This window comes from Peribacillus sp. YIM B13481 (assembly GCF_042787985.1).
In the GTDB taxonomy this organism is placed as follows: domain Bacteria; phylum Bacillota; class Bacilli; order Bacillales; family DSM-1321; genus Peribacillus; species Peribacillus simplex_A.
Window position 1 is genome coordinate 80,779 of the sequence record NZ_JBHZPE010000014.1, and the last position, 14,669, is coordinate 95,447.

Sequence of the window (14,669 nt, forward strand, 5' to 3'; positions counted from 1 at the left end):
TTGATTGAAATATAATAGTCCATTTAATTTTCCATCATATTTAGACAATAAAGTTAAAGGAGGAAATAACTTTATTGGAGGAAAAAAATGATGGAAATGTGGAAAAAGCCTTTTTTACCTATCGCCTCTATTAGTCTAACTGCTGTGATGATTGTAAATGCCATTCCAGAAACTCCAGTTCAATCACAAGTGCATATGAAAAATCATGTGCTTCCGCTTGGAATGCCTAATTTGCAAGAGAAAAGAACTTCTATGAATCCAGCACCAGGAGTGATGTATACCAAAATCATTCGTGGTGAAACATCTTCTAAAGACTTTTACACAGTGGATGTGACATTTGTAGAAACACAGAAACAGGCAAAGAAATTGTTGGGAAATTTAAAGAGAGATGGTTTCAGAAATGCTCGTATCATTCGGGAACCGGATCGGGCCATGGATGATCTGGAAAAAGGACCACTTGGATACATTGTTCGCATCGGCCAATATCAGCTGGAAGCGGATGCAACGGAAATGAGAAAACAGTTATCGGCTAAGGGATATACGGGTCTAAGGAATGTGTATACGGGAGAGGACGGAGAGAAAACAACAGGACCATGGGTAGTAAACGTCCTAGAAGTGGATCAGGAACGATTTCAAGGGCATGTGGTGCCAGAATTAGCAAATGATGCAGTGATAGGAAAAGAAACATTGACCCAAATGGCTGACAGAAATGTTGCCATTGCAGGAGTTAATGCCGGATACTTTGTTGTAGGAGAGAATGATGGTACATCAGGCGATCTTGCCGGTATATTCGCCAGCAATGGTCAACTTGTCAGTGAAGCGATTAATGGCCGTTCAGCTCTGATTTTATCTTCTGATGATGATGATAAGGCAAAAATTGCATCTGTTTCCACGTCAATTCAGGCTACTTCATCTGATGGAGCGGTTAGGGAAGTGGATGGATTAAATCGGAAGCCAGGATTAATCCGCAATTGTGGCGGTGTTGGAGGAGATATGACAACAGAACGGCCGAAACATGATTTTACTTGTAAGGATGAAAGTGAATTTATCCAATATACTTCCATATTTGGAGAAAAGACAGAATCGGGCGACGGTGCGGAAGTGGTAGTAAATCATGCCGGAGAAGTGGTGGAAATTCATAACCAGCGTGGGGGAGACATTCCAAGCAGTGGTTCTATTCTTACAGGAACGGGGGAAGCAGCAGAGTGGCTTCATGACCATGCTCAACAAGGGATGAAGATTCAGGTGAAGAGTGAAATCATCGGGGATGGAAAGCTATTAAAATTAGACCAAACCACAAGCATGATTAACGGAGGTCCTCGATTGTTGGAAAATGGAGAAGTTTCCATTAACACCGTAGAGGAAGGCTTTCACTGGGAAGAAGATCCTGGGTTTTATTATCGTTTTGGGGAACGTCGTAACCCTAGAACACTTGCTGGAATCAAGGAAAATGGCAATCTATTATTTGTCACGATCGATGGACGCGCACCCGGATGGAGTGTAGGGGCTAATTTTGAAGAAAGTGCGAAAGTCATGAAGTCATTAGGTGCCGTCGATGCTATCAATCTTGATGGCGGCGGATCGACTACCATGACAGTTGGGGATGATCGAGTCACAAGACCATCTGATGCAGCAGGTGAACGCCCGATTGCCGACGGAATATTGTTAGTAGAATAAAAGATGGACGTAAAGGAGATAGATCAATTTAAAGTGTTCAAAAATCGTTTTCAGTTTCACTATTATTGGTCTAATTAGTAGGAATATTCACGTTTAGTAGTATTAATATTTCTTAGGCAGAAGGTGAAATTATTAGTTACCATGAAGAAGAAAATGAGACTCCTTATAGTGAAAACGATACAATCAAGATGCTGGTGTGATTTTTAGTGTTTCAAAAGTGAATTAAGGGATGCAGCTTACGGATAATTCCATAGAAATCGACTATGACGTACAGGATGTGTATTTTAACTTAATGTTTAGTCATAAACGAAAAGACAGGTAGCAAAGATAAGCTCTCTGTCTTTTTGATTTAATATTTTAAGTGTATTTAGATTTAAGGAAGCCCGTATTAACATGTTTTAGAGCATAATTTTGATCACACAAACGATCACGAACGTTTAAATGGCACAGTTCTTATAATTACAACAATAATCACAAGTCCCTCAAAAAATCCTAATTAACCAACCCCTTCCTACTGATCCGCTCCACAATTTCCATAAAATTATCCGGCCTGTAAAATTCAATCGGCGAAACACCTTTATCGACGGAATCGTATCGGCTTCAATCATTAATAATCCTTCTCGTTAATCTTGCCTAAATGGATACTATCGCCGAAATCGACTAGAAGTCCTTTGACAGATGTACTGCCAAGTTTCATTTGCGGCTCGGCTTCAGATGTATTGCTCGACAATCTGGGCAGTGCCTTCGACGACTTGGTGGATTTCAAAGTGTTCCTGGATTTCCCTTTTGTCGCTCGTTTCCTTTTGAATAAGTTGCTAGAATTTTTCTTGAATAATCAGATAATAAAGTGCCTTTTTTTTTTTTCATGACAAAAGAATGAACCAAGCTGTCTGAATTTGCATTAAATATATTAACAATGAAAAGAGGTGAATTATATGTCTTGTTCTGGTTCTAGATCTGTTGATGTAGTTACGATTCTTTGGGAAAGAGCTACGTTAATACCTTTAGCTCAGCGTACAATTGTACAAGCTACAGTGATTGGAAGTGCTGCTCCTTGTGCTAACAATTTAGATCCTGGTGATTCCTACAGAGCTGCTGTACGTTGTTTACTTGGAAATAGATTTGTACAAGTATTGAACCTTGACTTCGGGCGAACTGGAGTTGCCGTGTTCATCCGTCGTTCAATCTAGGATATTAATTGGGGGACAAAGTATTTTTGAACTAAAATACTTTGTCTTTTTTATAAATACACAAAAACCACCAGTCATTAAGATTGGTGGTTTTATCAATTTTACTAATACAGGAATGTTAAGAAGGAAGCGGAACATTATCTTAGTGAATTTCTAGCTGGTGATCCGATTAGATTACCTTTTGTCATTTTATTCAAGACTTGTCGATTCAAATGAAATTGAATGTAGCGTAGTACATATCAAAGGTTTGTTGACCTTTTTTAATAGAATCTATTATATCAGTAGCCAGGATAGGACGTACGGGTGCGCGCTTGATCTCGTGAACTAAACTGTCCACCCACTACTTTAGAAACATGTTTGAGGCTAGTTGGGACGTAGATCTCGTATAACAAGCGAAGCTATGACACTGCATGGAGGACTAGGGGTACTGGTTAGTAAGTAAAGGAGGGAAAAAAACAATGAATCCAGTTGCTGGTCTGGATGTGGCAAAAAGGAGAGAGTCAAGTTCAGGTTTTAGATCATTCTAAACCGTATGGGAAGAGCTTTTCAATGAAGCACATCAAAGAGGAATTAGATCATTTTTTAGACTCTTTAAAAGAAAGTGACAGGGCAGATGCCTATGGTCATTTTAAAATCTACAGGGCATTACCATGCTATTCTATATATCTTACTAAATCCGATTATTTTATATCAGCCAAAGAAGTCCAGTTTACGGAAGGTAAAAACAGACGCTATCGATGCGTACCAGTTGTGTGTGCTGTATTACAAAGGTGAACCTCATAAAATTAGAGGAATTCAGCTATTAGACCTTCGGAATTTGTCCAGACAACAGGAAATCATAACGAATATGTATGTGGAAGCTAAACTTCAGTTTCACATAATGGCTATTATTGGATATGGACGTGTTTCAACTAAAGATCAGGACTTGGCTTTACAGGAAGAGAAGTTAAAAGAGTATGGTTGCGAGAAGATATTCATGGAAAAACAAAGTGGTGCTAAATCTGACAGGAAAGAACTTGCTAAGGCGTTGGACTATTTAAGGGAAGGTGACAAGCTGGTTGTTTACAAGTTGGATAGATTAGCACGATCCACTTTTGACCTACAAAAGATTGCTAAGGAACTAGAAGAAGGGGGAATAGCTTTAGTATTCATCAAAGAACAGATTGATTTTAGTACACCATCAGGAAAGCTAATGTTTACTATGCTGGGGGCTATTGCTGAGTTTGAACGTGATCTAATTAAAGATAGAACGGCAGAAGGAAGGGAACGTGCCAAGGCACAGGGGAAACATATGGGTAGGAAAGGGAAGGACGAAAAGGACGTTAAGAAGGCTTTAAAGCTGTATGATGAAAGAGAATCTAACGGTTTAAGCGTTAATGATATAGCCAAAATGACAGGTGTCCCACGTTCCACTATTTATGCTAAAGTGAAAGAGACGACTAGCAATAGCTAATCGTCTTTTTTCTTGTAGCATTGTTGTAGTTTTAAAATAAAGTCGTACCTTATAAAAAAAAGATGTACCGATTTAAATAAAGTTAAATCGTTTATAAAAATGATAAACCGAAATCCATACTTTATTTTGGTTTTCTTTTTCTTATTCCGCATTTACAGCAAATCCTTTTGTGTCTTTTTAAATTTATAATTTTTTTAATGCACACTTGACACCTTCGCTACATAGTATTACATTATACCAGTACTCATTAATACTGAATACCTGTATAACTTATTAGCTTAGGAGGTGTATGCTGTGGAAAATTTAACAGAAATGCTCAAAGGTGTGTTGGAAGGTTGTGTGCTGGAAATTATCAGCCGGGGAGATACTTACGGCTACGAGATTACCCGTCGTCTCAATGAAATGGGCTTTACAGAGGTTGTTGAGGGTACGGTCTACACCATTTTGGTGCGACTGGAAAAGAAAGAATTAGTGAATTTCGAGAAAAAGCGTTCTGAAATGGGTCCTCCTCGCAAATTTTATTCATTAAATAATGCAGGACACGAGGAACTCGAACAATTTTGGGGAAAATGGAATTTTGTTTCATCAAAAATTAATACCCTAAAGGGGGAGAAATAATATGAAGAAATTTATAGAGCTAATCATTGGCGATTTAGAAAGCAAGAAGGAATACAAAGCATTTATGAAAAAAGTAAATTCCCTACCGAAAGATTACGCATTTGTGTTCAAAAAGATTCAAAAGTACATGTGGAATTTCGGATATGGATTTGGTGAAGAAATCATCAAGTTGTATGAACTGTTTGAAGCTAGTGCAGCAGAAGGCAAGCATGTGCTAGATGTTACCGGTGAAGACGTGGCGGCATTTGCCGATGAATTGATGGCTCTCTCAAAACTAGACGGAGAATCGGCGAGTATATTAGGAGGGCAAGTAGATTTGAAAAAAGAAATTGAGAGTAGAGTTGAAGAGCAAGTAAAAATATGGACGAATAAAAAATAAGTAGGAGGTTAAATATCATGGTAAATTTCATCAAAAAGATACTTGACGACAAAAAAGAATACAAAGAAATGATGGCGCGTGTGGAAGCTTTGCCAGGCAACTACCCAGAAGCCTATAAAAAAATCTGCAACTATATGTGGGGTTTTGCCTCTGGAAGCGGCATGGATATGCTGAGAATCCAGTATGATCTCATTGATTTGTTTGAAGATGGTGCGGCAGATGGCAAAGACGTATTGGAAGTGACAGGTGAAGACGTGACAGCATTCGCCAATGGACTTATCGACCAAGCGAAAAGATGGGATGATAAGTTACGCAATAATTTGAACAAAAGCATTCTGAATCGAGTGGGTAAGAAAAAATAAGCGTTGAACAACCCAACTGAATAGCTTTTTTGAAAACAAGCTGTTCAGTTATATTTTTTAACAAGTAAGCTGTATAACTGATTATCTGTCAGTCTATATAGACAAACCCAGTTGCAGGCGCTACTGTGCTGTGAGCACGCGCCTTCAGCTTTATATATAGGAGGGATTAGAATGAATAATAAATCCATTCAAGTGACTGGGTTGCAGAAATCCTACAAGCAGCTTCAAGTTCTAAAAGGCGTAGATTTCGAGGTGGAAGAGGGCAGTATTTTCGCACTGCTCGGCTGCAACGGGGCGGGCAAGTCCGCGGTTGTAAAAATCCTGGCCACGCTGCTCAAACAAGACAGCGGAACCACCACCGTAAACGGATTCGATGTCGCGTTAAAGCCAGAAAACGTACGGCAGGCGATCAGTCTGACCAGACAATTTGCCGCCGCGGACGAAATATCGACCGGACGGGAAAATCTAATCTTGATTGCCAAATTACGATACCTCGACAATCCGCGTCTGGTAGCGGAAGATTTGCTTAGACGCTTGGGCCTGACAGACGCTGCAGACCGCAGGGTGGCTACTTATCCGTTCATCTGCCTTTTGAGAGGAGCTTAGTATTAGATGAGCTATTTGTTCAGACTAGTGATGAAGAGAAAACGATGTTCGCTTTGGAGGAATTAAAAAAGATGTATCCCGAGCTTACCATAAGTAGTTTTAAAACAAGTTTAGAAGAGGCCGATAGGATCTTTCATCAGCGTTTGGGACTGTTTGCTGGGGTGCTTCTCATTTTAATAGTTGCAACTTGTCTTGGAGTATTTCAATCATTAATGCATTACATTTATTCAAAAAGACATGCTTACGCAATACAGGCCTAATTGGATTGACACCGAATCAGTTAGTCAAGCTTATCGTTGCACAAATTCTTCTCTTTATAACATATAGCATCGTAGCAGGTAGTATTGTTGGTTGCACATTAACGTATCCCTTAGCGATGATTGATTATTCTAAGGGAGCATTATATTTTGACGTGCAAACCATTACAATGGTAAGTGTTGGCTTTATTGTTCTTTCAATCCTCCTATTTGCTGGACAAGGCTGGCTGCTAACTCGTCAAAAAATAATTGATGAAATCCATTAAGTATCGCTGTGTTTACTTCATAAAAAGGGTTGCTGCGGCAGCCTTTTTCTAATGGAACTATCGGGGCAGCATTCCTGTAATCAGTGAAATTGAAGTTTGAACAAAAAATAACTTGGTTGATGTCAAACGGGGACTAAAAACAAGTTAATTATTTGGTCTTCTTCAACTCCCAAGAAAACTAAATATGCCCTTTGGAGGATACCTTTTAATTCCCATCCGTAAGGGCGAAAACTCCATTCCCCCTTCTAAGGCCTACAGGGTACTCTGGGTTTAAACATGACAGCAATATACCTTTAAGAGTTTAACTGGTTACATGGCCAGTTAAACTTCCAAATGTACCTCATCCTACAGCATTCGCTATTACAGCAGTTCTTGACAGTTCTGGTTTTTTAAGTACAAATATTCCTTATGGTATGGAAGTTGGAATTAAAGATACGTAAAGTACCAAAGAAATGTCTTCCTTTCCTTGGTACTTTTAAAAAAAACTAAAAATGTCGTTCGATGAGATTCTTTAAAGCCGTAAATTTGTGACGGCTTAGGGTAATCTTGTGATTACAGTGATGTAATTTTACATTATATGACTTCATATAATTGTCCGATTCTATGTATTCAATTTTGTCAATCGACACCAAATAGGATTGATGCGTTCGATAAAAATTACACTGATTAAGAATGTCTTCTAACTTATTTAAGTTGGATTGTCAACACTAAATCAAACAATATTTTTAAGGGACAACTTTCTAGAGGGCTTACGTAGCCTAAAGTTCCATGAATTCGCAACTTATTAAACCAGTTCACATAGTCTCCAAATTCGAGTGTAAGCTGAGCTAAGCTTGCGAATGTTGTTTGATTGGCGAACTCTGTCTTAATGATTTTAAAGGTCGCTTCCGCGACAGTGTTATCATAAGGGCAACCTTTCATACTTAGTGAACGACCAATCTCAAATATGGTTAACGTTTCGTCAATCAGCTTGTTTTTAAATTCATTCCCTCGATCTGTGTGGAAGAGCTGAATATCACGGAGGTTCCCTTTGATCGATGCAAACGCTCTAGCTACAAGCTTGGCGTCCTTGTTAGGTCCTGTGCTAAATCCAATGATTTCACGATTAAAGAGATCGACAAAGACACATATGTAATGCCATTTATGTTTGGCTTTGACATATGTTAAATCGCTGACCACTACTTTTTTCTCTTCTTCTTGTAGGAATTCCCGATTTAATTCGTTAGCCTGGACTGATTCGTTATTTGAAGTCTTTTGCGGTTTGTACTGAGCGACTGTATATGAGGAAACAAGCCCCTGTTCTTTCATGATCCGGCCAATTCGCCTTTTGGAGACCGTAAAGCCTCTTTTCTTTAATTCAACCTTAATCTTACGTGTTCCGTACGCCTTACGGTTTTTATCAAAAATATATAAAATGGCGTTTGTGACATCGTCTTCTGAGGTTCGTTCTTTTGCTTCGTAATAATAGGTACTCCGTGAAAGCTCTAGGACGCCACACATTGCTTCTCCGCACCATTGTCATCGATTTGACCGTCATTAAAAACAATTTTTCTTCCGTACCAAAGGTGCGTTTCATAATTACCAAAATATTCATTGTTAACCTCCATGAAAAATTTTTTAAAATAATGACATTTTTTTAAAACAAAGGAGGGTTCTTCCACCTACATTTTAAGAAACGGGAGAACCATCCCCATATTTTTTACTTTCATATCATTGGGTTATGGTATTTGTTTAGTTATGCTTTCGATTTTTAAATAAAATCTAGACTATTTATTAATAAGCATCCAATTTCAAGTTTTCATCAATGAGAAGTGTTGGTTCTGTTACTGCTTGGATTTCTTCAACAGAATACCCTTTTGCTACCTCTACTAGCTTTAATCCTTTTTCCGTGACATCGAATGAAGGACTAAGTATGGAATTAAATGAGAGTTTAAAAAACCTCATTTAGATGAGTTACGATGAAGCGTACCATAAGTAATATAATGAGGCTTTTACGCATATAAAGAAAAAACACTATCCAGATTCTTTAATTAAAATTCAAAGCATAAACAATCAATGATCTCTTAATAGGCTATACAGCTAATCCTTACTCCGCTTGTGCTTTTATTGTGAGAATTAAGAAAAATGATAGGTAGAAGGTGACAAACATGGAAGCAATCGTCCTAGCTGCTGGATATTCCAGCCGAGCGAATGCATTTAAAATGACTTTGCCGATGGGGCAAATGGGGCAAATGAGCGTGTTGGAGCAAACGATTTCTAAATTTGAAGGATTATGCAGCAGGGTCATTGTCGTAGCTGGGTTTCAAGCGGAAATCATCCAAGAGGAAATTGCCAAAATCATCAGTAAAAATGCCTACTCATTTCAGATCAAGTTTGTTTATAATGAAAACTTTAACCAGGGAATGTTTCATTCCATTCAAAAGGGCTGCAACGAAGTAAATGCCCCAACCTTCTTAATAACACCCGGAGATTGTCCGCTTGTTAAAAAAGATACTGTTCAGCTACTAGCAAAACACAAAGGAAACGTAGTTATTCCCAGCTTTGACTATAAAGGCGGCCATCCCATTAAATTATCAAGTGAAGTGAAACAGAAAATTCTCGAAACCAATCCAGAGAGTAATTTGCGTGTGGTCCTGGGTGGTTACGAAAAGCAATACATGAATGTAGATGATGCGGGAGTATTAATTGATGTTGATACACCGGAGGATTACCAAAAAGCCATTGATTATGATAAAGCTTTAAATTTCTCGAAGTAAAAATATAATTAAAAACTACGAAAATCTTGAATAGAAATGAATCATAAAAGATCATTCTCATTGATAAAATCGTAGGAAGAGGTTTCTATTCAGAATATATCCCTTTAAAAAAATGAGTTGAAGGGTGTTGTTGCAATGAATCTCAAAGACATAAGCACCTCAGTGCCCAAAAAGGACCATAAAGGTAAAGTATCGGGCCAGTTGCCCTATATTAGTGACGTGAAAGTGGAAAATATGGTTTATGGTGTTTTGTATCGATCGCCAATTGCTTATGGAAAAATCATATCCATTCAATTACCTAACCTTCCGGAAGGGTATGAAGCTGTTGGAGCAGAGCATATCCCCGGACCGAATTATGTCAAAATTATCAAAGAAGATCAGCCCATTTTTGCCAATGAGTGGGTCAATTATATTGGTGAGCCGATTCTCATGCTCACGGGCAAAGACCTGGATATCCTGTACAGTTTGTTAAATGAAGTGAAGGTTGAATTTGAAGAACATCAGGCTATCTATACATTGGACGAAGCGATCAAGCAAAAATCAGTATCCTTAGTTTTGGCAAGCTATGAATTTGGGGAAAGCTTAGAGAACATTTCAGCTATCGAGCAGGGAGCCCATCAAATCATCGAAGAAGAATATGATACAGGTTATCAGGAGCATGTCTACCTTGAGCCGCAAGGAATGCTCGCCGTTTATAAGGATGATGAAATTGTCGTCCAGGGATCGATGCAATGTCTTTATTATATAAAAAATGCATTGCTAAGCGCATTAGCCTGTGGTGACTATGAAGTCAGAGTTGTTCAAAGTCCTACCGGCGGAGGTTTTGGCGGCAAAGAAGATTATCCTTCTATGATGGCTTGTCACGTAGCCGTTGCCGCAAGAGCAGTCAAAAAATCGGTAATGCTTGTGTTCGACCGTTCTGAGGATATGCTGGTTACGACGAAAAGACATCCGGCCAAACTCAAATATCGAACGGCCCTTGATAAGGAAGGAAATATTTTGAGCATGTGTGTTGACATTTTTCTCGATGGAGGGGCAAATGTGGGATTGAGCTCTGTCGTGCTGCAGCGCGCATTAATAAACAGTGCCGGTGTTTATAAAATTCCGCATTTTCATGCAAAAGGCTATGTCTTAAAAACCAATACCGTTCCGAACGGTGCCTTCAGAGGCTTTGGTGCTCCACAAAGCTTTGCCGGAATCGAAAGTCATATTGGACATCTTAGTAAACTGGCAAAAATCGACCCGCTTGAATATAAACGAAAATACCTCGTCAAACAAGGAGACCCGACCATCACCAAAGGTGCATTCCGCGACCCGATATTAGTGGAAGAAATGATTGAGGACATACTCAACGTGTCAGAATACAAAAAGAAAAAAGAAGACTTTCAGCGCTTAAATCAACAAAATCAGCGCTATAAAAAAGGCATAGGAACTTCGCTGTTCCTCCACGGCTGTGGATTTACAGGCAGTGGCGAAAGAGATCATATTAAAGCAACGGTGAAGCTGGTTAAATCAAAGGACGACCAGGTATCACTAAAAATCTCAAACTCTGATATGGGACAAGGTATTTTGACGACGTTGTGTAAAATTGTCGCCAAAGAACTTAACCTCCCGTTCGAAGATATTTTGTACCCTTATCCCGACACAAAAGAGGTTCCCGACTCGGGTCCGACCGTAGCTTCCAGGACGACGATGATTGTCGGAAAATTGCTTGAACGGGCCGCAATAAAACTTAAGGATCAGTGGCAAACAGGGGTGGAACAGGAAGTAGTTGAGCACTATGTTCACCGTGAAATGATTCCTTGGGACGAGAAAACCTTCACTGGAGATGCCTACCCGGCTTATTCATGGGGCGTTAATATGGTTGAAGTAGGAGTTGATACGTTAACAGGAAATATAAAGTTAGAAAAAGTATACGGCAATTATGAAGTTGGGAAGGTCATCGATGAACGGATTATGAAAGGCCAAATTGATGGTGGTTTGGCTCAAGGGCTAGCATACGGTTATCTAGAAAAGATGACGTCAAAGCAAGGTAGAATCCAACAAAAAAGCATATCGGATTATGGACCGCCGACTTCATTGGATGTTGTTTCAATTGAAAGCAAGGTCTTTGATAACCCCTATGCTGATGGTCCATACGGGGCGAAGGGCGCAGGTGAATTGACTTTAATCGGAGGCGCTCCAGCAGTCCAAGCTGCGATCGAGGATGCCCTGCAAACTTCTTTTCAGCAAATTCCGATTACACCGGAAGTCATTATTGAAAGTCTTTGGATGAAAGAAGGTGAAGAGGGTTGATTAAATTCACACTAAATGGAAGAAAGGTAGAAACTGACGCCCCTGCTACAGCAAGATTACTAGATTTATTAAGAGATGAGTTTGAGTTAATCGGAACAAAGGAAGGCTGTGGTGAAGGGGAGTGCGGAGCCTGCAGTGTTTTTGTGAATAACCTCCTGCAAAACAGCTGCCTTATTCCAATTGGCTCGATTTCTGGTGCCGATATTCAAACGATCGAAGGCATCATTGAAACGGAACAATTTAAAATTTTAGATGAGAGCTATTCCATCGCCGGGGGAGTGCAATGCGGCTATTGCATTCCGGGGATGATTATGGCAAGTGCAGCTTTGTTATCTAAAAATCCTCATCCTTCAGAGGCTGAAATTCGTGAAGGCATCTCCGGAAATCTGTGCCGATGTACGGGCTACAATATGATTGTTGAGGCGATTAACTTAGCAGCTAAAAAAGGTGATGGCTTATGTTAGAGAAAATAACAGCGTATCGCTTCGAGCGTTTAGACGAAACGTTGAGCCAATTGAATAGAGAAGATTGTGCAATCATAGCCGGAGGCACCGATGTTATGGTTCTTCACAAAAGTAGAAGGGGAGTACCTCCGAAAATCCCTAAACCGATTGTTTTTATTAATCATCTTTCCGAATTAAAGCAGGTGTATCAACATCACAAGGATCTCCACATCGGGGCCTGCTGTACCTATAGTGAATTACTTGAAAATCCGTTGATTCCTTTTGCTTTAAAGAATGCAATTAAAACAATTGCTGCCCCGGCAATTAGAAACCGGGGAACATTAGGCGGTAATATTTGCAACGCCTCTCCAGCCGGTGACATGCTTCCTTTATTATATGTATACAATGCAAAGATTCTGTTGCGCTCCGTAAATGGTGATCGCATGGTTGCGATTAGCGATTTTATTCAAGGTCCACGACGGGTTCAACGCTTTCACAATGAAATAGTGACGGAGATTATTCTGCCGTTCGTATTAGAAGGTTCACATGTCGTTTTCGAGAAAGTCGGCAACCGCAACGCAGATGCCATTGCCAAAGTATCCTTTGCGGGTTTCATCCGGATAAGCAAAGATCGAATCGATGACATTCGATTTGCCTTCGGGGCGGTCGGACCTACGATGGTTCGTTCCATTGATATTGAGAAGAAGCTGGTTGGAAAAACGATACCATTAGCCGATGCAGACATCGCTGCGATTGTGGCAGCCTTCGATAAGGTCATTAGACCAATCGACGATCAACGCTCCACTGCGGCTTACAGAAAAACCGTTGCGTTACATCTTTTACGTTATTTTCTTAGCATGAAGCAATATCAACCGAATTAATGTTTAAAAATAGGGGGAGCTTTTCATGCTGCTGATGGAAAAAGTGTCCATGCTGACGCGTCAAAACGAAACCTTTGCTTTAGCCATGATTATTGAATCAAAGGGCTCGACTCCCAGGCATGTTGGAAAAATGATTGTCTACCGGGATGGTACCATTGAAGGGACTGTCGGAGGGGGCTTGGCTGAACACTATGTGATCGAAGATAGTGTAAAGGCGATCCAAAATGGCCAATCGAAAATCGTTGAATATAAATTGAATAAACATGCAAAAGACGGAATTCAGATGAATTGTGGCGGCACGTTACGGGTCTTTATTGAAGTCTATACAAGGAGGCCTGAACTCATTCTGGCTGGGGCCGGTCATTTAGGCCATGCGTTGGCAAAGCTCGCTGATTTCCTCGAATATCCTTATTGCATTGTCGATGATCGCGTTGGTTATTGTACGAAGGAACGCTTTCCTAATGCGACAAACCTTTTTGTGAACGAGGATATTGGAAAGGCTTTGCTCGCAGCCAATCTAAATGAAAAGTCATATGTGGTAATTGTTACAAAAGATTGTGATGATATTGTATTAAAAACAGCACTGCAATTTCCGATTGCATATGTTGGGATGGTCGCCAGTAAACGCAAGGTCATAAGCATATTTGAAAAGTTAAAAAGTGAAGGGGTCACGCAAGAACAATTGGAGCAGGTCCATTCTCCAATCGGATTGGAAATTGGCTCGGAAACATCAGAAGAAATTGCCATCAGTATTATCGGACAAATCATCAAAGTAAGCAAGGAAAAAAAGCCTGTAAAAGTGAAACAATTAAATAGATAAGTAGAAAGGTATAACACCTGAGGCAGATAAAGCTAAAATCAAAATGTCTAATATACAATGGGGTCAGTCCCCGCTGTGTTAAAGTATTAACTCAGTGGGACTGACCTTTTTTCTTTGATAAAAGCTAGAAGCAGGCCCTTGCTCTTCAGAGTGGGCTTTTTGTCGTTTTGATTAATTCATTAATATGGTAGGAATATTTTACTTTATATGCTACTACTATCATACAATACACAAAGAAAAATTTTGGGAGGGATTTTGTATGGGGATATTAGATGGACTTATGGGAAACGGGTTCTGGTGCAAAGATTACATCCATTGGAAAGAGGTATATAGATTCCTATGGAATCAGCTCTTATGCAGCCATCCCAAATAGTTGATGAATGAACTTCACTTGATTTTGGACAGAGTTGTCCTGTAGAGTAAGTTGTCCTTTTTTAATGATATGCATCGCTTCTATTCCCGAAAGAACGAAAAGATTTCAATCCTAACATAGAACGAACTCTCTTTTTAATAAAACGATGATCTTGTTCCACAATGTTATTAAGATATTTTCCTGCCTTATTTGGATGCCTAGGGGCATCTTTTTCTCTTGTGTGCCAGGCATGGCAACTATCTAGGTGGTGAAAGTCCACTGTGGGGGTACACATCGACCAACCACTAAGGAAG

General features: G+C 39.7%; 14 protein-coding genes and 4 pseudogenes. 13 read left to right on the forward strand and 5 right to left on the reverse strand.

Annotation, left to right across the window (positions count from 1 at the left end):
* The first annotated feature begins 87 nt into the window (after positions 1-87).
* Entirely contained in the window at positions 88-1,677 is a 1,590-nt protein-coding gene (locus ACFX4X_RS10980) for a phosphodiester glycosidase family protein (protein ID WP_377383399.1), read from the forward strand.
* Positions 1,678-2,284: 607 nt separating this feature from the next.
* Here ACFX4X_RS10980 and ACFX4X_RS10990 read toward each other — a convergent pair.
* Positions 2,285-2,407 carry a DUF3898 domain-containing protein gene (locus ACFX4X_RS10990; RefSeq protein WP_377383401.1) on the reverse strand — a complete coding sequence of 41 codons (123 nt, stop codon included), beginning with the start codon at positions 2,405-2,407 and terminating at the stop codon, positions 2,285-2,287.
* 205 nt (positions 2,408-2,612) lie between these two features.
* Here ACFX4X_RS10990 and ACFX4X_RS10995 point away from each other — a divergent pair, with 205 nt between their 5' ends.
* The 7 genes and pseudogenes from ACFX4X_RS10995 to ACFX4X_RS11025 all read left to right on the forward strand — a co-directional run bounded on the left by ACFX4X_RS10995 (position 2,613) and on the right by ACFX4X_RS11025 (position 6,808).
* A complete protein-coding gene (locus ACFX4X_RS10995) occupies positions 2,613-2,867 on the forward strand; it encodes a hypothetical protein (RefSeq protein ID WP_377383403.1) in 255 nt (84 codons plus the stop codon).
* An 880-nt stretch (positions 2,868-3,747) separates the two neighbouring features.
* Positions 3,748-4,320: a recombinase family protein gene (locus tag ACFX4X_RS11000; RefSeq protein ID WP_377383424.1), complete on the forward strand. Its 573-nt coding sequence runs from the start codon at positions 3,748-3,750 to the stop codon at positions 4,318-4,320.
* Positions 4,321-4,614: 294 nt separating this feature from the next.
* Positions 4,615-4,938 carry a PadR family transcriptional regulator gene (locus tag ACFX4X_RS11005; RefSeq protein WP_089363852.1) on the forward strand — a complete coding sequence of 108 codons (324 nt, stop codon included), beginning with the start codon at positions 4,615-4,617 and terminating at the stop codon, positions 4,936-4,938.
* Between the two features lies 1 nt (position 4,939).
* Entirely contained in the window at positions 4,940-5,317 is a 378-nt protein-coding gene (locus tag ACFX4X_RS11010; RefSeq protein ID WP_377383405.1) for a DUF1048 domain-containing protein, read from the forward strand.
* 17 nt (positions 5,318-5,334) lie between these two features.
* Positions 5,335-5,679, forward strand: a complete 345-nt coding sequence (locus tag ACFX4X_RS11015) for a DUF1048 domain-containing protein (RefSeq protein WP_061463003.1) — start codon at positions 5,335-5,337, stop codon at positions 5,677-5,679.
* A gap of 171 nt (positions 5,680-5,850) precedes the next feature.
* Positions 5,851-6,255 (forward strand): annotated as a pseudogene (locus tag ACFX4X_RS11020) (ATP-binding cassette domain-containing protein); the annotation flags it as partial.
* A 217-nt stretch (positions 6,256-6,472) separates the two neighbouring features.
* On the forward strand, positions 6,473-6,808 hold the full coding sequence (locus ACFX4X_RS11025) for a hypothetical protein (RefSeq protein WP_377383407.1): 336 nt from the start codon (positions 6,473-6,475) through the stop codon (positions 6,806-6,808).
* 485 nt (positions 6,809-7,293) lie between these two features.
* Here ACFX4X_RS11025 and ACFX4X_RS11030 read toward each other — a convergent pair whose 3' ends face one another.
* The 3 genes and pseudogenes from ACFX4X_RS11030 to ACFX4X_RS11040 all read right to left on the reverse strand — a co-directional run.
* Positions 7,294-7,482, reverse strand: a complete 189-nt coding sequence (locus ACFX4X_RS11030; protein WP_377383426.1) for a LytTR family transcriptional regulator DNA-binding domain-containing protein — start codon at positions 7,480-7,482, stop codon at positions 7,294-7,296.
* A gap of 10 nt (positions 7,483-7,492) precedes the next feature.
* Positions 7,493-8,311, reverse strand: a pseudogene (locus tag ACFX4X_RS11035) (IS3 family transposase); the annotation flags it as partial.
* A gap of 270 nt (positions 8,312-8,581) precedes the next feature.
* A pseudogene (locus ACFX4X_RS11040) lies at positions 8,582-8,704 on the reverse strand (succinyl-CoA--3-ketoacid-CoA transferase); the annotation flags it as partial.
* A 251-nt stretch (positions 8,705-8,955) separates the two neighbouring features.
* Here ACFX4X_RS11040 and ACFX4X_RS11045 point away from each other — a divergent pair.
* The 5 genes from ACFX4X_RS11045 to ACFX4X_RS11065 all read left to right on the forward strand — a co-directional run bounded on the left by ACFX4X_RS11045 (position 8,956) and on the right by ACFX4X_RS11065 (position 14,003).
* On the forward strand, positions 8,956-9,564 hold the full coding sequence (locus ACFX4X_RS11045; RefSeq protein WP_377383408.1) for a nucleotidyltransferase family protein: 609 nt from the start codon (positions 8,956-8,958) through the stop codon (positions 9,562-9,564).
* Positions 9,565-9,699: 135 nt separating this feature from the next.
* Positions 9,700-11,859, forward strand: a complete 2,160-nt coding sequence (locus ACFX4X_RS11050; RefSeq protein ID WP_377383410.1) for a xanthine dehydrogenase family protein molybdopterin-binding subunit — start codon at positions 9,700-9,702, stop codon at positions 11,857-11,859.
* The gene (locus ACFX4X_RS11055; protein WP_061466465.1) at positions 11,856-12,323 is read left to right on the forward strand and encodes a (2Fe-2S)-binding protein; all 468 of its coding nucleotides are present in this window, start codon (positions 11,856-11,858) and stop codon (positions 12,321-12,323) included. Before ACFX4X_RS11050 ends, ACFX4X_RS11055 begins: the two co-directional genes overlap by 4 nt.
* A complete protein-coding gene (locus tag ACFX4X_RS11060) occupies positions 12,317-13,183 on the forward strand; it encodes an FAD binding domain-containing protein (protein ID WP_377383412.1) in 867 nt (288 codons plus the stop codon). Before ACFX4X_RS11055 ends, ACFX4X_RS11060 begins: the two co-directional genes overlap by 7 nt.
* A gap of 25 nt (positions 13,184-13,208) precedes the next feature.
* Positions 13,209-14,003 (forward strand): XdhC family protein, encoded by a 795-nt coding sequence (locus ACFX4X_RS11065; RefSeq protein ID WP_061466469.1) that lies wholly within the window; start codon positions 13,209-13,211, stop codon positions 14,001-14,003.
* Positions 14,004-14,355: 352 nt separating this feature from the next.
* Here the strand turns inward: ACFX4X_RS11065 and ACFX4X_RS11070 are convergent.
* A pseudogene (locus ACFX4X_RS11070) lies at positions 14,356-14,595 on the reverse strand (DDE-type integrase/transposase/recombinase); the annotation flags it as partial.
* Between the last annotated feature and the right edge of the window lie 74 nt (positions 14,596-14,669).

Excerpts from the sequence above, each read along its gene's own strand:
- ACFX4X_RS10980 (WP_377383399.1), top strand. The coding sequence starts at position 88 with ATGATGGAAATGTGGAAAAAGCCTTTTTTACCTATCGCCTCTATTAGT.
- ACFX4X_RS10995 (WP_377383403.1), top strand. The coding sequence starts at position 2,613 with ATGTCTTGTTCTGGTTCTAGATCTGTTGATGTAGTTACGATTCTTTGG.
- ACFX4X_RS11000 (WP_377383424.1), top strand. The coding sequence starts at position 3,748 with ATGGCTATTATTGGATATGGACGTGTTTCAACTAAAGATCAGGACTTG.
- ACFX4X_RS11010 (WP_377383405.1), top strand. The coding sequence starts at position 4,940 with ATGAAGAAATTTATAGAGCTAATCATTGGCGATTTAGAAAGCAAGAAG.
- ACFX4X_RS11015 (WP_061463003.1), top strand. The coding sequence starts at position 5,335 with ATGGTAAATTTCATCAAAAAGATACTTGACGACAAAAAAGAATACAAA.
- ACFX4X_RS11045 (WP_377383408.1), top strand. The coding sequence starts at position 8,956 with ATGGAAGCAATCGTCCTAGCTGCTGGATATTCCAGCCGAGCGAATGCA.
- ACFX4X_RS11050 (WP_377383410.1), top strand. The coding sequence starts at position 9,700 with ATGAATCTCAAAGACATAAGCACCTCAGTGCCCAAAAAGGACCATAAA.
- ACFX4X_RS11060 (WP_377383412.1), top strand. The coding sequence starts at position 12,317 with ATGTTAGAGAAAATAACAGCGTATCGCTTCGAGCGTTTAGACGAAACG.
- ACFX4X_RS11065 (WP_061466469.1), top strand. The coding sequence starts at position 13,209 with ATGCTGCTGATGGAAAAAGTGTCCATGCTGACGCGTCAAAACGAAACC.